This window comes from Pseudomonas kurunegalensis (assembly GCF_030291635.1).
GTDB lineage: Bacteria > Pseudomonadota > Gammaproteobacteria > Pseudomonadales > Pseudomonadaceae > Aquipseudomonas > Aquipseudomonas monteilii.
In genome coordinates, this window is sequence record NZ_CP127871.1 from 2693206 (window position 1) to 2710773 (window position 17568).

Here is a 17568-nt window from a genome sequence, read left to right on the forward strand (position 1 = left end):
AATACCTGTAGGGCGAGTGTGAAAAAGTGTGAAGATCAATCCTCCAGGCCGGTAGGGTTATATATTCTGCGTACACCTGTACCCAGATTCCCAAGCACCTATGCCGAATATTTTCCTGGTCGAAGACGACAGTGCCCTGTCCGAACTGATCGCCAGCTACCTGCAACGCAACGACTTTCATGTCCAGGTGATCGCCCGGGGCGACCATGTGCTGGACGAGTACCGCCGGCAAAAGCCGGACTTGGTCATCCTCGACCTGATGCTGCCGGGCATCGACGGCCTGCAACTGTGCCGCCTGTTGCGCCAGGAGTCGCAGAGCCTGCCGATTCTGATGCTGACGGCCCGTGATGACAGCCATGACCAGGTATTGGGCCTGGAAATGGGGGCTGATGATTACGTGACCAAACCCTGTGAACCCCGCGTGCTGCTGGCCCGGGTGCGTACGCTGCTGCGTCGTAGCAGCATCAACGAGCCGCGCCTGGACAACGACCTGATCCTGATCGGCGGGCTGCGCATCGACCTGGCCGAGCGCACGGTCAGCTGGCGTGGCGAAGAAGTGGAACTGTCCAGTGGTGAGTACAACCTGCTGGTGGTGCTGGCACGGAATGCGGGCGAGGTGATGAACCGCGACCGTATCCTGCAACAACTGCGGGGTATCGAGTTCAATGGCACCGATCGTTCCGTGGACGTGGCCATCTCCAAACTGAGGCGCAAGTTCGACGACAACGCCGGCGAAGCGCGCAAGATCAAGACCGTGTGGGGCAAGGGTTACCTGTTCAGCCGCGTCGAGTGGGAGTGCTGATCGACCATGCTCAAGATCCTGGTGCGGCTGTACCTGGTGATCATCGTTGCCTACGCCGGTGCGTTGCTGTTCATCCCCGACACCATTGTCGGGCTGTTCCGCGACCGCTTCATGGCCTACAACCTGGACCAGGCCAAGGGCGTGCAGGCGTTGATCGTGCGCCAGTTCCGCCAGGCCCCGCGCGAGCAGTGGCCAGCCGTGGAGCAAGAACTGGCCAGTGATTTCGCGCCGCTGGAATTGCAACTGCTGCGCATGGACCAGGCCGGCCTGAGCGATGAAGAACAGGCGCGCCTGGAGCATGGTTTGTACGCGGTGCGCATTGCCGAGTGGGGCTACTACGAAACCGTGCTGGCACCGCTGGACAAGGAATGGCTGGTGCGCCTGCACTCACCGCCAGACCCGCTGGACATCAACGTGTTGTCGTGGGGGGGGACCGTACTGATCGGTGCGGCCATGCTGGGGTGCCTGCTGCTGTGGGTATGGCCGCACTGGCGCGACCTGGAGCGCCTGAAGGAGACCGCCCGGCGCCTGGGCCAGGGGCAGATGGCCGAACGTACGCATATTTCGCCGCATTCCAACATTGGTGAGTTGGCGGGCGTGTTCGACACCATGGCCAGCGACCTGGAGCGCCACGTCAACCAGCAGCGCGAGCTGCTAAATGCGGTGTCGCACGAATTGCGCACACCCCTGACCCGGCTGGATTTCGGCCTGGTATTGTTGTTCGACGAGGTGCCGCCGGCCAGCCGCAAACGCCTGCTGGAACTGGTGGGGCATGTGCGTGAGCTGGATGAACTGGTGCTGGAGCTGCTGTCCTACAGCCGGCTGTACAATGCCGACCAGGCCCGCGAGCGGGTCGAGGTATCGTTGCTGGAGCTGGTCGACAGTGTGCTCGGTGGTTTTGCCGAGGAGCTCGATGGCCGGGGTATCCGTTGGGAAGTGCAGGCCGAGGGTAATCTGCCCCGGTTCGTGCTGGACCCGCGCTTGACGGCGCGCGCGGTGCAGAACCTGGTGCGCAATGCCATGCGTTATTGCGATGAAAGCCTGTTGCTGCGCCTGCGGCTGGAGGGCGATGGTGCCTGCCTGCTGACAGTGGAGGATGACGGCATTGGCATACCGGTTGAGGAGCGCGAGCGGATTTTCCAACCGTTCTACCGCCTGGACCGCAGCCGCGATCGCAACACCGGCGGGTTTGGCCTGGGGTTGGCGATCAGCCGGCGAGCGATCGAGGGGCAGGGCGGGACCTTGACGGTGGCGCAATCGGCGCTGGGTGGTGCGCAGTTTCGCATCCGCTTGCCCGCCGCGTGAGGCGGTGGCGCGTGCGTAAACCAGAACGTGTGAGTTATCGACCCAAATTGACTATTAGTTCGTGTTCTTTTACGCCAGAGGCGACAGTGGCGTTCAGTACGATGAAAAGGCCAGCCTCGTGCTCTGATTTCTTGATGGTCATTTTGCCTACTAAAGGGTGTGAGGGAAGTTCCCTTATCTGGTAAGAGGCACTGTAAAGGCTACTCTCGTTCAAATCGTAAGTGCCGGGCTCAAAAGGCGCACCAACGGACGGTGCCTGGATAATCAATTGGCGGACCAGTCCTTTGTTGTCGAAGTAGTGTGCATTGATGATAAAATTACTAACAGTGTAAAGCGGTTTTTCGTTCGGGTAGATGATGGTGTTATTATTTTGTAGCTCTTTAATGTCAAGGGTCTTGCCGAAGCTGAATGTGTCGAGCCATTTTATTAGCGTGCTAAAGTCGATATTGCTGAACTTATCGAGCCATTTAATGTTTTTTTCAGAAGTGCTCATCATGCTTACTCCATCCAGAGGGGTAAGCGAAATATCCGTCTTCGGGGGAGCCTTTATCAACTGACAAAATTAACAGTTGCGTCAGTGCTGCCTTTCTAGTTAGCCATTCGGCTTGTCCATGAAACAAAGCGGTCCTTGCCGGTATGCTTGGCTTCATAAAGCGCCTGGTCAGCCTTGATCAGCGCCATGGTCAATGTATCGCCCGCGCTCACCTGCGCCAGGCCGATACTGATGGTTACCGGGTGTGTGCCTGCATCTTCACGCACTCTGCGTACCAATGCCTCCACCTGCTGTTCAGCACTTTGCTGGTCCAGCCCTTCAAGAAAAATGGCAAATTCCTCACCGCCTAATCTTGCAAACTCGGAATCGACCATCGCCGCCTTGATGTGCAGTGCCACGCGTCTGAGCACTTCATCACCCACGTCGTGGCCAAAACGGTCATTGACCTTCTTGAAATTGTCTATGTCGACCATCGCCAGATACTGCCCGGGCGTCGCCAGTTTCAATTGCTGCTCTGTTTTGGCCATGAACGAACGGCGGTTGGGGATTTCGGTCAGCGCGTCGACATAAGCCTGCTCCAGCAGCACCTTCGACAGGTAGAAATTGTGCAGTTTGGCCTTGCGGATTTGCAGGTAGCTGTAGCTCACCAGGCCGCTGAGGAAAATGGCGTAGCTGATGAGCATGGCGCCTTCGAGTGCGTCCGGTTCAATGCGCGTGTGGTAGAAGGGGTTGAGCATCACCCAGGTGATGACCATGGCGCAGAAGAACGACCAGCGCCGCACCGGTTGCACCGACACGGCATACAGCACGGTGGAGACGCCAAGCACCAGCCACACCGGGCGCAGGGGTACCGGGATGCCTTCGATCACCAGGCGCATGCCCAAGGTGATGACGGCAATGAACAGCAGGTTGAGCACGTCGAAGTGATGGCTGCGGCGTGTGAAGTGCAGCACGATGGTCAGGCAGCCCAGCAGGGCGATGAACAGGTAGGACAGCCAGGTGAAACCCTGGCCGCCGAGGAAGCTGACGATCAGGTCGAAGACCAGCCAGATCAGGATGCTGATGCAGAACACCAGCAGGCAGAACGGGCGCATGGACTCGAATTCGTGCTGGCGGAATTCGGCGCGCAGGGCGGCGGGGGCGACCTGCTGGCGTACGTGTGCTTCGATGGTCTTGAACATCGGTGGGCTCCTGAGACTACTGCTTGTCCAGGCCCGGCCCTTTCGCGGGTAAACCCGCTCCCACAGGCTCCCCACAGCGTTCGAATGCTGTGGGGGCCGTGTGGGAGCGGGCTTGCCCGCGAAGAGGCCGGGCCTGGTGGCTCAATTCTGTGGCAAAACGTTCCGTGCCCAAGGCCGGTAGCGCAAGGCAAACACTGCCTCGGCATGGCACCCGCTACTCAGCTTCGGTTCGGCAGGCTCAGCCCTGAATGCCTGCCCTGGCCCGCTCACCTGGCGGAACGCCTCGCGCACCACGCCCACCCGGCACGGCAAAGCCTGTTCATAGCCTTGGCGCACCAACGCGGGCAAACGCCCGGTCCCGGCGCCATCCTGCCACCAGACAGTCAAGCCCAACCCGGCCAGTTGCTCCAGCCACGCGGCATTGATTCCTGGCGACAATTTGCCCGCGCTGAACGCACTGATATGCAACGGTTTGTCCAGCTGGCGGTTGAAGGCCTGCAACTGGCTGTACAGCGCATCGCGCCGTTCAGCCTCGCGAAAATGCTGGTCGTCCAGCTCCATGGGCAGGTACCAGCCATCCACCGGCAACTGCCAGGCGTTGCGCAGTTGCTGGTACTGGCTGAGCGAGCGGCCCAACTGCGCTTTCCAGTAGCTGTTCTGACCTTCGCCGTCCAGCGCTTCAAGGCGTTGGTAATAGGCCGGGTCCATGTACAACCCCAAGACCAGTTGCAGCCCTTGGGCATGCGCCGAGCGCAGGCTGTTTGCCAGCCAGCCCTGGGCACCGCCAAAATCGCTGTCACCATACGCGCTCCACTGCACGATCAGGGTCTTGCCACCCTGCGCCACGGTGGCGTGCCACAGCTGTTGCCACTGGGCAGGGGTGATACTGGCGTCGCGGTTCAGGGGTTGGTAGAACAGGCGCTGGTCAGCTGTGGCCGGCAGGCACAGGGCAAGCAGGCAGAAGGCGAGGATCTTGCGCATCAGAAGGTCATCTCCGCACCGACCAGCACGCCGTTGGCGCGCTCGTAAAGATTGCCGCCCAGCGACTGCTGGTATTCGGCACGCACTTTCAGCGAACCGCGGTAGGCGTTGTAGCGGTCGTCATCGAACCACCACTGCCAACGCACACCCACCCCCGCACGGGCGTCCTGGCGCCAGTCGTTGCTCGGGTCCTGGCTGGAGAACTCGACAAAGCCGTACGGCATTATGGTTTGCGGTGAGCTGCCGGGCAGCTTCCAGGCATGCCCCTGCTGGTAGCGCGACAGCCAGGCATGGTCGCCGGCGCGTGTCCACCAGGCGGCGTCGAGGTAGAGGAAGCGCTCGTTCCAGTCGTCTTCATCCACCCGCCAGTCGTTGCGCCAGTCACCCTGATCGAGGAACGAGGCGGTGGCGCGCAGCAGCAGGTCGTTGCTCGACTCGGCGTTGTGGCGCAGGTCGCCCCAGTTGCCGCCGACCTTGGCCGGGCTCAACAACTGCCCCAGGCTCAGGCCGCGATAGTGTTCTTCGTCGATCTGCCGCTGGTGATACAGCTCGGCGTACAGGTTGAGGTTGGCCTGGCCGAGCGGCTTGTAGCGCAGGCCAACGCCGGTACCCATGCTTTGCGCGTAATCGGTACGGCTCTGACCACCGAACAGTACCCGGCCATAAACCGAGAGGGTGCTGCCGTTGCGGCTGGGCTCTTCACCCAGGGCGTGGTCCCACATGGCCAGCTGCACGTTCTGCGATTGCGCGCGGCGCGAGCTGCCGCTGCGCTGGCCGTTGTCGAGGAACTTGTCGTTGGTCGAGGTGCCGGCGGGCGACCAGGTGCTGGCCAGGGTGATGGTGTCACGGCGTGACAGGGCTTCGTGGGCCCTGCGCTGGCGGTATTTGCGGGCTTCCAGGCTGCCGTACTCGTCGTCACCGTCGACCAGGTTCTGCTCCACATCGAGGACACGGCGCAGTTCGCGGCGTGCCGAGGCGCTGTCTTCGGCTTCGTCGTAGCGCAAGGCCAGCGTTTCTCCGAGGCGGTAGTCCTCGGGGAAGTCGTGGGTCGCCCGTTCCAGGTACGGGATCGACTGGCGGCGCTGGGCCTTGTCTGTGGCGCCGGCCAGGCGCATGCCGTAATCGGCGCGGTAACGTGGCTGATCGGGGGCCAGGCGCACCGCTTCGGCCAGCCAGGCCATGCTTTGCGCGCTGTCGCCGGCCAGCTGCGCGGTGCTTGCGGCTGCGTAGTAGTGGTCGGCGCGTGGGTTGCTGGCCAAGGCCTGGCGTTGCAAGCGCAAGGCGGACGGGTAATCGCCCTGGCGCTGGGTAATGGCGGCGCCCAGCGCCCAGTCATCTGCACTGTGGTGTGCGGCGGAGTCCCAGTAGCGTCGAGCGGCTTCTGCATCGCCGGCATTCAGCGCGCCACGGGCGGCAGTGAGGCGGGCGTTGTCGGTCCAGGCGCTGTCCGGGACGCTGCGCCAGATGGGCAGGGCAGCCTCGGAGTCGCCCGCCGCTTCAAGGGCATAGGCCAAGGGCAGGCGATCGCCGCCGCCGCCCAGGCGTTCGGCGGCCTGGTAATAGACCACCGCTTCGCCGGGCTGGTCAGGCATGGCGCAGCGGCCCAGTGCACGGTACTGGCCGGGCTCGCTCGGGGTGGCCGGTATCGCCTGGTGCACGGCATCGCACTGGCCGGCTTCGGCCAGGCGGCCGAGCAACTGGGCGCGGGTGTTGGCATCCACCCGTGGTATCAGGCCAAGCATGCGGCGGCTGTCCAGCGGCCCGTCAGTACGTGCATACAGGTTGCCCAGGCGCTGCAGCAACGACGGGCTGAGGCGGCCCTGGCGGCGGTCGTAGGCGTGCTCCAGCAGTTCCCGGGCGTGTGCCACCTGGCCTTGTTCCACCAACAGGAAGGTGGCTTGCTCCAGCGCGGCCAGGTCGCCGCTTTGTCGGTAGCGCTTTTCCCATTCGCTGGCGGTACGCGGTTGCGGCGGCTGTGGCGGGTCGCCGTAGAGGCGTTGCTTGAGCACAGCGTAGGCGCGTGGATCGGTGCTGGGGGTGCAGCCTTTGAACTGCTCGCGGGCTTGGTCAGGGTCCTGACGTGACAACCAGTCGACGGTTTCCAGGCAGGGGCGCTGCAGGTCGTTGCTCAGGCGGCGCACCAGTACGGCATCATCACCTTCGCGGGCCAGCTCCCACAATTGCTGGCGCTGGTCGGGCTGATTCAGCTGATCGGGCGGCAGCGACTGCAACCAGCGTTGGGCCTGTTGGTTGTGGCCCACGGCAATGGCGCGGTTGGCCATGGCCAGGCGTGCCTGGTTGGCTGCCTGGGGGGAGGGTGCGCTGGCCAGCAGCGTGGTCAGCCCTTTTTCGTCCACCTGTTGGATATACGCATTGGCCAGGCGTTGCCAGTCATTGGCGGGTAACTGGCCCTTGTCGGCGAGCGGCTGCAGTTGCTCGATGGTTTCCTTCCAGTTGCGCAGCTGTTCGGCAAAGTTGGCCCGGGCCAGGCGCAGTACCTGACCATCATCGCGCGGTGGCAGCTGGTTGAGCCATTCCAGCGCTTTGCCTGCGCCCCCGAACTTGGCCAGGCTCAGGCTGTAAGCCTGCCACAGGCGCACCCGGTGCATGGCATCGCTGGTGGCCAGCCATTGCTCGACCTGGCTGGCTGGCGGTGGGTCCTGCTCGATCCACGTCAGGCGAAGTTCGAGCAGCGCGTCGGCGTATTCGGGGCTGCCGTCCAGTTGTTCGGCCAGCGCTTCGGCGTCCTTGTAGCGGCGTTGGTGGGCCAGGGCTTCTACCAGCAGTGCGCGGGCTTCGTCGTTGTTCGGCACGCGGCCCAGCACGTGACGGGTCAGGCGCTCGACCTCGGGCCAGTTGTCTTTCTTGGCCTCGCGATAACTGCGGTCCATGAACGGAAAGCTGGTGAACCGCTGGAAGTCGGTCATCGGTGCCGAGGCGGCGACGGGCAGTGCGGCGGAGCACAGCAACAGGCCGGTGAAGGTGAGAGTAAAACGCGGCTTCATGCCACCTCCCGAGTCAGGTCAAGGGCAGCCTGCTGTTCGCTGGCCTGTTCGTCGAGTGCTTGCTGCAACACCTGCTCGGTGATGATGCCGCGCGCGATCAGGTGCTCGCCCAGGCTCTGGTGTTCGGGGTCGAAGTCGATCAGTGCCTGGTTGAACAAGGTGACGGGCACCATGCCGCGCACCTGCAGCAGGGTACCGAGCATGACCTGGTGGTGGCTGACCCGTTCCAGCAGCGCCTCGTCGTCCTGATGGCGTGCGAGCGTGGCCAGCATGTCGCGCGTTTCCGGCTTCTGCCAGGGGCTTGGGTAGTGGTAGCGCAGGCCCAGGGTTACCCGGCCTTGTGGTGCCAGGCGCACGCGTACCGGGCGCTTGAGGTGGCGGCTGATTACCCCCAGTGATACTTGGCTGACCGGGCTTTCGCTGGCCAGGATCAGCGTGTCGCCGTCCTCGGCCACCGGCAGCACGCCGTAGTGCGTCGCCAGTTTACGCGGCAGTTTGGCGATCAGTTGCGGTTCGAGCTTGAACGGGTTCAGCGGGGCCCATGGTAGGTCTAGCTGCTCGGCCAGGGTGGCCACCAACTGTTCGCTGTTTACCCAGCCACGCAGCAGCAGTTCGCGGCCCAGGCGCCGGCGTACAGGGCTGTTGATTGCCTGTTGCAGCTGTTCGTCGCTGATCAACCCTTTGGCCACCAGTCGCTGGCCCAGTGGCGTGCGGGCAGGGGCGGCGATGGCGGGGAACTCGTGCGTGGTCTTGTCCCAGGCCACGCGCCGCGAGTCGCCCATCTCCATGACCTGGCGCAGGGCACGCAGGTTGGCGAAGAAGTTGACGAAGTTGCTCCACATCATGCGCGGTGCCGACAGCAGGCCTTCGCCAATGCCGTAGAAGCGGGTAACGAACCAGCCGCGTTGGAACAGGCGGTTGAACAGCATCAGACCGTTGAGCCACAGCAGGGTCGAGAGCAGCCAGCTGTCGCTAAGGATCGACATGAAGCGCCACGAATCCGGCGCAATCACCGTGACCAGCCACATGGCCAGCAACACCAGCAGCAACAGGTTGACCAGAAAACTCAGCAAATAGGCGAACAGCCCGCGGCGGTCGCGCCACAGGAAGTAGTTGAGCGCACCCTTGCGGCTCCAGCCCAGGTTGCTGGTGCCCTGGAACACGATGCCGACGATCCACCGCGACTTCTGCCGAATGGCATGCTGCCAGTCGCGCGGGAAGTGCTCGCGTACGCAGATTACCTGGGAAAACTCACGGCTCATGCCCGGGCGCCATTCCTGTTTCAGGGTCAGCGCCGGGTCGCTGATGGAGTAGCGGGCGAAAATGCACTTCATGCCTTTTTGCTTCAGGCGAAAACCAATGTCGTAGTCTTCGGTGAGGCTTTGCACGTCGAAGGCGATGCCGTCGCCGTCTTCCAGCAGCGCACTGATGGCGCGACGGCTGAAACAGGTGCCGACCCCGGCACTGGGCACCTGGCCGGTGAGTGCTTCGCGAACGATAACGTCCTTGCCGTGGTTTTCGGCGAACTCGTCGACATAGTGGCCGGCGGTAAAGCCCTTCCATTCGGGTGCATAGGGGTACACCGGGATCTGGATCATGTCCTTGTTCGGCAGCAGGTAATTGAACAGACGCAGCTCCATGGGCGAAATCACGTCTTCGGCGTCGTGCAGGATGAAACCGGCGAATTCGATGCCAGCGTCCTGCTGGAAGCGCAACAGTGCGTCGATGATGTTGTTCAGGCAGTCGGCCTTGCTGGTGGGGCCGGGGCGGGCGCACACCACCTTGTGCACGTTGGGGTAGTGCAGGCACACCGCGTCGACGTCGGCCTGGGTTTGCGGGTCGTTCGGGTAGGTGCCGACAAAGATCTGGTAGTTCTCGTAGTCGATGGTGGAGGCCGCCAGGCGCGCCATTTCACCGACCACGCCCACTTCGTTCCAGGCCGGGACCATGATGGCCAAAGGTTTTTCCGGGACTTCGTACAGGCGTTTCTCGTCGGCCTTCTCAAACTTGTCGTAGATGCGAAAACGCCGGATCAGCTTTCGCCCCCAGTAGCACAGGTCGATGAACAGGTCGTCCAGGCCCAGCAAGAACATCAACGAGGCGAGGGTGATCGCCAGGATCTTCAGGCCGAACAGCACATAGGTGAGAAAATCGATGAATGCCAGGCTCATGCGGCAGTCACCGGCAGGGTGGAGTAGGCCATCGTCTGTATCCTCGCTCGGTTCCCTCGACGAAGTTGTACGACATGTCGCCGTTTGTACGGGATAGATACAAGCAGCCGAATGCGAGGTTGTCCAAATTTCGGGCTTTTTCTTGTGGGCCACATCTTGTAGTTTTACAGGTCGTTTACCCAGGGAGCTGAACATGCAAGGCAAGGCGCGCAAGATCGTCCAGGCCATTCTTTACGAGGCCATCGCTGTGGCCTGCGTGGCGCCTGCGCTAGAGCTGGCGTTCGGTGCCGGCATGGCGCAGTCGACCGTGCTGTCGGTGCTGATGTCGGGCATCGCGATGAGCTGGAACATGGGCTACAACTGGGTGTTCGAGCGTTGGGAAGCGCGCCAGCATCAGCGTGAGCGCACCTTCATGCGGCGTTTGCTGCATGCGCTGGGTTTCGAGGGTGGTCTGGTGGTGATTTTGCTGCCGCTGGTGGCGTATTGGCTGGGCGTCAGCCTGTGGGCGGCACTGCTGACCAACCTGGCGTTGTTCGTGTTCTTCTTCGTTTACGCCTTTGTCTTCCAGTGGGGGTTCGACAAGGTGTTCGATGTGCCGCTTTCGGCGCAGCAAGCCAAGTGTTGACTTTGTGCCGGGCTACCGGCTAAGTTCCTACCCCATGAATACATTCCCGCACGTGAACGCCATTATTATTACCGCCATTATCAGCTTGGCGGGTTAGCGCGTACGTGCACCGAACCCGCCCTGGAGGCGGGTTTCTTCTCTCTGACTCCTGGGCAAACTGAAAACAGCCAAGGAGTCATTGATGACCAGCTTCAGCGTCCCGCGTACTGCCGTCACCCCCCAGCAACTGCTGTCGGAGCAGGTGCGGCGCATTCTTGCCGCCCCGGTGTACGACCTGGCCATCGAAACGCCCCTGCAAGCCGCGCCTGCCTTGTCTGCGAGCCTGGGTAACCAGGTATTGCTCAAGCGCGAAGACCTGCAGCCGACCTTCTCGTTCAAGATCCGTGGTGCCTACACCCGGCTGTCGCGTTTGACCCGTGCGCAGCGTGAGCGCGGGGTCATTACCGCTTCGGCCGGCAACCATGCCCAAGGCGTCGCCCTGGCAGCCTCGCATCTGGGCATGAAGGCCACCATCGTCATGCCCACCACCACGCCATCGCTGAAGGTGGAAGGGGTGCGTTCGCGTGGCGGCCATGTGGTGCTGCACGGTGAAAGCTTCCCGCACGCCTTGGCGCACGCGTTGACGCTGGCTGACAGTGAAGGGGCCACCTTCGTGCCACCGTTCGATGACCCGGACGTGATCGCCGGGCAGGGCACGGTGGCCATGGAAATCCTGCGCCAGCGCCCGGGTGCGCTGGATGCCATCTTCGTACCGGTCGGTGGTGGCGGTTTGATCGCCGGCATTGCTGCCTATGTGAAATACCTGCGCCCGGAGGTGAAGGTGATCGGCGTGGAGCCGGAAGACTCCAACTGCCTGCAGGCTGCCATGGCTGCGGGTGAGCGGGTGATCCTGCCGCAGGTCGGCACGTTTGCCGATGGTGTAGCGGTGGCGCAGATCGGCGCCCACTGTTTCGAGCTGTGCCGGCACTTCGTCGACGAGGTGGTGACCGTGAGCAGCGATGAGCTGTGTGCGGCGATCAAGGACATCTACGACGATACCCGCTCGATCACCGAGCCGTCCGGCGCCTTGGCGGTGGCCGGGATCAAGAAATACGTGGCACGCGACGGCGTACAGGGGCAGACCCTGGTGGCTATCGATTCCGGGGCGAACGTCAACTTCGACCGCCTGCGCCATGTGGCCGAGCGGGCCGAACTGGGTGAGCAACGGGAGGCGATCATTGCTGTGACCATCCCTGAACAACCGGGCAGCTTCCGTGCGTTTTGCCAGGCGCTGGGCAAGCGGCAGATCACCGAGTTCAACTATCGCTATTACCCGGGCAAGGAAGCTCGCCTGTTTGTGGGTGTGCAGACCCATCCGCTGCATGACCCGCGTGAGCAGTTGCTGGCCAACCTGCGCGAGCAGGGCTACAGCGTGCTGGACCTGACCGAAAACGAGCTGGCCAAGCTGCATGTGCGTCATACCGTGGGTGGCCACGCCGCGCCGGGTGCGGATGAGCGGGTCATGCGCTTCGAGTTCCCCGAGCGGCCTGGGGCGTTGTTGGGCTTTTTGGAGCGGCTGGGCAAGCGCTGGAACATCAGCCTGTTCCATTACCGCAACCATGGGGCAGCGGAGGCCAGGGTATTCGCGGCGCTGGAGGTGCCGGGGGACGAGGTAGCGGGGTTGCCGCTGGCGCTGGATGAGATGGGGTATCGGTATTGGGATGAGACCGATAACCCGGCTTACAAGCTGTTCCTGGGGTAACACGCAACCGCGTGGCATGCGCAATCTTGTGTAGGAGCGGCCTTGTGTCGCGAAAGGGGTGCGTAGCGCCCCCAGATTATCAGCTGCGCAGCAGATAATGCCGGGGCCGCCTTGCGGCCCTTTCGCGACACAAGGCCGCTCCTACACGATCGCGCTTAAGCTGACAAATTGCCTTAACGCTCCCGCATGAAAAAACCGGCAACGAATTTGCGGAAGGTTTCCAGGCTCTTGAAGTCGGCATAACGCTTGAAATTCTCGGCATCCGGCTCAGGCCCGATCGGCTGTTCCAGCAGCGACACGGACAGCACCCGGTCCTGGTCGGAGGTCAGCACCAGCTCATCCATGACCTGCCCGCCGATCACCGGCCGGCGCATTTGCACTTTCACGCCCTTGCTGGCCATCCAGTCGATCAACGACACCAGTGCCTTGAGCGGCTCACGCTCTTCGTCGCGGTACACCGGGAACAGGTGGGCGCGGGACAGTACCGGTACGCTGGCGACATGGATCAGCTCATAGAAATGGCTGCCGGCGCTGGTCGGCGAGTAGATCATCAGCGCCAGCAGCGGCCCGGTGGTACGGCTACCGCCCCAATACAGGTGGTGCCCCTGGAAATCGAAGCCGTCTTCATTACGGTTGTTGAACAGCTTGCGCCCTTTGATCTGGTCGACACAGTCCAGCAGCAAGCCGTGGCGGCGGTGGTTGCCAAACACCGAGGCTTCGCGCAGGCGGGACTTGAGCATCATCATGTGCTTCATGTCCAGGCGGGTTTCCAGGTAGTTGCTGGCGGGCACCCGCTCCAGCAGCGGGTAGCGGCTGGCCACGCTGCGCAGTTCGGCAAACTGGGTGGTCAGGTCCTTTTTCAGGTGGGTGGCATACAGGTTGAGGCCGCTGGTTTCGATCCAGGTCAGCAGCAGCGACAGCAGGCGCTGTTGTTCCCGGCGGTCGTTGCCTTCGCCGCTGGCACTGCTGGTGGCGCTACGGAAGTCGCCGATCAGGCGCAGCGGCGTGTCGGGTGGCAGCCAGGCCGCAGGTGGGGCAGGGTCGTTTTCCCGCTCGGCTGCCTCCCGCTCGTCCTTGGTGAACGGGCAGCCGGGCGCGTGTTCTGCCGTGCCCGGGTTGTTCTTGAGAAACAGCGTGCCGGTACTGCCGTTAAGGGTGACATTGAGCACCGGCAAGGCGTCGTTGCGGCAGTCACAGGCCAGCCACTGGTTTGCATTGCGCACTTTCATCAGCAGCTGGTTGGCCTGCAGCAGGCGCGGGCCGCCAAGGCTGCCGGTGGCAAAGCCGACCAGCAGCTCTTCTTCGGCGGGGGTCAGGCTGCGCACCTGAGCGGCGGATTTGTCGATGATTCGCATGAAGCAGCTCCAAGCTACGAGCCTCAAGCTTCAAGCAAAGTCGCGCCGCTTTCAACTTGCCGCTCAGTTGCCGCCAAACATCTTCGCGGCGCGGGCACGAATTTCGTCTGGGGTGAGGTCCTCCTTGTGGGTGGAGACGAACCAGATGTTGCCGAACGGGTCTTTCAGGGTGCCGCTGCGGTCGCCGTAGAACTGGTCCGTCAGCGGGTGCAACTGGGTGCCGCCGGCCGCCAATGCTTGGGCGTAGACCTTGTCGCAATCCTCGACATACAAGTGCAGGCCCACGCCTGCGCCGCTGAGTTTCTGGCTGGCGGTAAGGCCGCCCTCCATGTCGCAAGGGTCGCCCAGCATCAGCGACGAATCACCGATTTTCAGCTCGGCATGGCCCACACGGCCACCTGGAGCATCGAGGCGGAACATCTCGACCGCACCAAAGGCCTGCTTGTAGAACTCGATGGCCTTGGCGGCGTCGTTGATGGCCAGGTACGGGGTAATGCTGTGCTGGCCTTCGGGGATGGGTTTGGCTGCCATGTTCGACTCTCCTTCGCAGTGGGCGCCGGAGGGCGCCCTGTTGCTTAGAGTCGTTTGCACAGAGGGAAAATCGACAATGGCGCTAGATCGATTTCCTATAAGCGCGGCTGTCAGAAGATGTAGTCGGTGGTCAGGAAGCTCGACTGGCGGTTGCGGATGATTTCGCTGATCAGCTCCTTGTTGGCCTCCTGGAAGCGGGTGGCGACCAGGGTGCGGATGGAGAACACACGCAAGGCATCATGCACCGACAGGGTACCTTCGGCGCTGTTCTTGCGGCCGTTGAACGGGTAGGTGTCCGGGCCACGTTGGCACTGCGCATTGATGTTGATGCGCCCGGCCTGGTTGGCGAAGGTGTCGACCAGGCTGCCAATGGTTGCCGGGTCGTTGCCGAACAGGCTCAGTTGCTGGCCGTAATCGGAGTCCAGCACGTAGTCGATCACGGTTTGCAGGTCGCGGTAGGGCACTACGGGCACCAGGGGGCCGAACTGCTCTTCGTGGTACACGCGCATGGCCTGGCTGACCGGGTACAGCAAAGCGGGGTAGAAGAATGAGCCGCGGCTCTGCCCGCCACCTTCGTTGAGCACGCGTGCGCCCTTGGCCGTGGCATCGGCGACCAGGCCGTCGAGGTAGTCGACCTTGCCAGGCTCGGGCAGTGGTGTCAGTGCTACACCGGGCTCCCACGGCATGCCGGGCTTGAGCGCGGCCAGTTTGCGCTGGAACTTGTCGAGGAAGGCGTCGACCACATCCTCGTGGACAAACAGGATCTTCAGTGCCGTGCAGCGCTGGCCGTTGAACGACAGCGCACCGGTGACCGCTTCGTCGACGGCGTTGTCGAGGTCGACCTGGGGCAGCACGATACCCGGGTTCTTGGCATCCAGCCCCAGCGCGGCGCGCAGGCGGTGAGGGCGTGGGTGCAGCTTTTTCAGGTCGCTGGCGGCCTTGTGCGTACCGATGAAGGCGAACACATCGACGTTGCCGCTGGCCATCAGCGCGCTCACGGTTTCCCGGCCTCGGCCATAGATGACGTTGATCACCCCGGGCGGGAAGCTGTCACGGAAGGCTTCGAGCAGCGGGCGGATCAACAGCACACCGAACTTGGCGGGCTTGAACACCACGGTATTGCCCATGATCAGCGCGGGGATCAGCGTGGTGAAGGTTTCGTTGAGCGGGTAGTTGTAGGGCCCCATGCACAGAGCAACACCCAGCGGCGCCCGGCGGATCTGGCCCAGCGTGCCTTGTTCAAGCTCGAAGCGGCTGGAGCGGCGGTCGAGGTCCTTGAGGGCGTTGATGGTGTCGACGATGTAGTCGCAGGTGCGGTCGAATTCCTTTTCCGAGTCCTTGAGGTTTTTGCCGATCTCCCACATCAGCAACTTGACCACGGCCTGGCGCTGCTCGCGCATGCGTGCCAGGAAGGTTTCGACGTGCTGGATACGCTCGGCCACACGCATGTTCGGCCAGGCACCGCGGCCTTTGTCGTAGGCCTGAACGGCGGCGTCGAGCGCGGTAAGGGCGGTGTCGGCATCAAGCAGTGGGGCGCTGCCCAGCACCACTTGGCGTTCTTCGCCGCCTTCCTTGAGCCAGACCGGGCTGCGTACCGTGGCCAGGGGGCCGTCCCAGCGCCTGAGCTCGCCGTTCACCAGGTAATCACGTTGTTCCAGGGGGGCTTCCAGGCGCCAGGTGTGCGGAATGCTTTCGGCGTTGGGGAAGAGTGAATCGAGCAGACGGTCCATGGGTACTGCACCTCACTTAGCGGGGCGGGTTTCAAGCCGGGTGAATCGCTTCAGCTGCGAGCATGCACCGGCTGCCGAAAAAACACCAGTCTGGCTCAACATACCCCCTCGTGCTCGTCGACAGGTCACCTTCTGATTCAAGGACTGTTATGCAAAGACGGCATCAAGGATTTTCGATTGATAGCGAAGTCATAATTGCATCGGCGCGCGCCGGGCACGGTTATAGCAAAGTGCTTGTCGGGTATGGACTTCATGCAGGAATTTTGACGCCATGAAACTTGATCTAAAGTTAGCGGGGAGCCGCTTGCCAAAGCGTTTGCAGGCATCTTAAATTGTTACTGAATGTGATAAAGAAGTATAAGTTCATACTATAAAAATCAAGACGTTAGGTGTTTTTGCTGATTTTTTCTCTTTTTCCGATAGACCATAGAGCACTTCAAAGGACGTCGAAGAAGAAATGAAAGAGACCTTGACGGCTGTGGCGCGAAAACTCCTGTCGCCCTCCACGCGCTACGAAATGAGGCTGCTGGCCAGCAAGGTGCGTGAAGTGCTGGCGCGTGCCTGTTTCTGGCGTTGGGAAGTTGCCAGGTTCCGGATGCAGCAGGAAAGCCCGTACGAAATCCTCTACATAGGGCGCAAGCAGCAACGGGAAATGGCCAAACTGCTGATTGGCGGCAAGGGCCAGGGCAGCGCGTCGATCGTGGAGGGTGCAAGCGCGACTGCGGCGGCCAACCATGTTGTGGTGATCAGCGAAATGCCCACCTCAGGCGCGTTGTCGGTGCCGCATTACCTGAGTGCCGTGGTGCCGCTGGGGCGCCCACTGGAAGACATCACGGCCCGCTATGACAGCGAACTGCGCCGCAGCATCCGCAAGAACCGACCGCTTTACCAGATGCGCCAAACCCTCTCGGACGACGAGATCGCCATGGCTGACCGGGACCTGCTGCGCCCCTATGCCACGGCCAGGCAAGGCATTCATGCGGCACAGTTCCCCACCGACGAAGTGTTCCGGATCGCCAAGAGCGTTGGCCGGCTCGACCTGATTACCTTGGGCGATGAGGTAATCGGCTGCCATTTGGGATGCGAAGTGGTGCGCGGCGGCAAGCGCTACTGGAGCACCTTGCGCTTTGGTTATTGCGAAGCGGTGTTTTCCGATGCCAAGAAGTTGCGCGAAGTGAACTCCATCACCACGTTCATGGCCCTTGAGTGGGCGCTGGAACAGGGTTTCGATTATTACGACATTGGCCTGTGCCTGGCGCGGCCAGATGACGGGCTGTTGAAGTGGAAGCGCCGGCGTGGCGGCGATATCGACTCGTTGGGCAACCATGCCTACCTGTTCGTTCGCTTGCCCAAGGCCGGCACGGCGAAGTTTTTGTGGGACACGCCGATGTTCGCGGTCGAAGGCGACAAGCTCACGTTGCACCTGGGGTTGCCCGAGGGGCCGAGCGAGGAAGAGTTTGCCAGCCGCTACCACGAAATGGTGTTTGGCGGGCTGCACAAGATTTACCTGTATGGCGGCAACGGCGCGGGCGAACCGTTTGTGGAAGCGTTGCGCAGCCGGTATGCCAACCTGCAATCCCCCCCCGCGATGGAAAGGGTGATGTCCAACTGAGTGTTAGCCAGGGATGCGTTGAGAGGGCGCGATGCG

13 protein-coding genes are annotated in these 17568 nt (G+C 62.4%); 5 read left to right on the top strand and 8 right to left on the bottom strand.

The window, feature by feature from the left end; all coding sequences use genetic code 11:
• Positions 1-100 precede the first annotated feature (100 nt).
• Both QQ992_RS12045 and QQ992_RS12050 read left to right on the top strand, forming a co-directional pair.
• Positions 101-802: a response regulator gene (locus tag QQ992_RS12045; RefSeq protein ID WP_060710034.1), complete on the top strand. Its 702-nt coding sequence runs from the start codon at positions 101-103 to the stop codon at positions 800-802.
• A 6-nt stretch (positions 803-808) separates the two neighbouring features.
• A complete protein-coding gene (locus QQ992_RS12050) occupies positions 809-2107 on the top strand; it encodes an ATP-binding protein (RefSeq protein ID WP_286113531.1) in 1299 nt (432 codons plus the stop codon).
• Between the two features lie 34 nt (positions 2108-2141).
• Here QQ992_RS12050 and QQ992_RS12055 read toward each other — a convergent pair whose 3' ends face one another.
• From QQ992_RS12055 to nfrB, 5 genes are all read right to left on the bottom strand, one after another.
• On the bottom strand, positions 2142-2603 hold the full coding sequence (locus QQ992_RS12055) for a hypothetical protein (RefSeq protein ID WP_286113533.1): 462 nt from the start codon (positions 2601-2603) through the stop codon (positions 2142-2144).
• A 92-nt stretch (positions 2604-2695) separates the two neighbouring features.
• Positions 2696-3781, bottom strand: coding sequence for a GGDEF domain-containing protein (locus QQ992_RS12060; RefSeq protein ID WP_286113534.1), 1086 nt, complete (start codon positions 3779-3781; stop codon positions 2696-2698).
• Positions 3782-3922: 141 nt separating this feature from the next.
• The gene (locus QQ992_RS12065; RefSeq protein ID WP_286113535.1) at positions 3923-4762 is read right to left on the bottom strand and encodes a DUF4434 family protein; all 840 of its coding nucleotides are present in this window, start codon (positions 4760-4762) and stop codon (positions 3923-3925) included.
• Positions 4762-7767, bottom strand: coding sequence for a phage receptor (locus tag QQ992_RS12070; RefSeq protein WP_286113537.1), 3006 nt, complete (start codon positions 7765-7767; stop codon positions 4762-4764). The genes QQ992_RS12065 and QQ992_RS12070 overlap by 1 nt, the downstream gene beginning before the upstream one ends.
• A complete protein-coding gene (gene nfrB / locus QQ992_RS12075; RefSeq protein WP_286113539.1) occupies positions 7764-9938 on the bottom strand; it encodes a cyclic di-3',5'-guanylate-activated glycosyltransferase NfrB in 2175 nt (724 codons plus the stop codon). The genes QQ992_RS12070 and nfrB overlap by 4 nt, the downstream gene beginning before the upstream one ends.
• 193 nt (positions 9939-10131) lie before the next feature.
• On the opposite strand from nfrB, the gene QQ992_RS12080 reads away from it, so the two are divergent.
• Both QQ992_RS12080 and ilvA read left to right on the top strand, forming a co-directional pair.
• On the top strand, positions 10132-10563 hold the full coding sequence (locus tag QQ992_RS12080) for a PACE efflux transporter (RefSeq protein ID WP_286113540.1): 432 nt from the start codon (positions 10132-10134) through the stop codon (positions 10561-10563).
• A 181-nt stretch (positions 10564-10744) separates the two neighbouring features.
• Positions 10745-12304 (top strand): threonine ammonia-lyase, biosynthetic, encoded by a 1560-nt coding sequence (ilvA, locus tag QQ992_RS12085; protein ID WP_119369799.1) that lies wholly within the window; start codon positions 10745-10747, stop codon positions 12302-12304.
• A 173-nt stretch (positions 12305-12477) separates the two neighbouring features.
• Here ilvA and QQ992_RS12090 read toward each other — a convergent pair whose 3' ends face one another.
• The 3 genes from QQ992_RS12090 to QQ992_RS12100 form a co-directional block, all read right to left on the bottom strand.
• The gene (locus QQ992_RS12090) at positions 12478-13659 is read right to left on the bottom strand and encodes a DUF8534 domain-containing protein (RefSeq protein WP_105947605.1); all 1182 of its coding nucleotides are present in this window, start codon (positions 13657-13659) and stop codon (positions 12478-12480) included.
• A 63-nt stretch (positions 13660-13722) separates the two neighbouring features.
• Positions 13723-14190, bottom strand: a complete 468-nt coding sequence (locus QQ992_RS12095; RefSeq protein ID WP_025752945.1) for a VOC family protein — start codon at positions 14188-14190, stop codon at positions 13723-13725.
• Between the two features lie 110 nt (positions 14191-14300).
• Positions 14301-15920, bottom strand: coding sequence for an NADP-dependent glyceraldehyde-3-phosphate dehydrogenase (locus QQ992_RS12100; RefSeq protein ID WP_286113541.1), 1620 nt, complete (start codon positions 15918-15920; stop codon positions 14301-14303).
• Between the two features lie 457 nt (positions 15921-16377).
• Here QQ992_RS12100 and QQ992_RS12105 point away from each other — a divergent pair, with 457 nt between their 5' ends.
• A complete protein-coding gene (locus QQ992_RS12105) occupies positions 16378-17532 on the top strand; it encodes a GNAT family protein (RefSeq protein ID WP_286113543.1) in 1155 nt (384 codons plus the stop codon).
• Positions 17533-17568 lie beyond the last annotated feature (36 nt).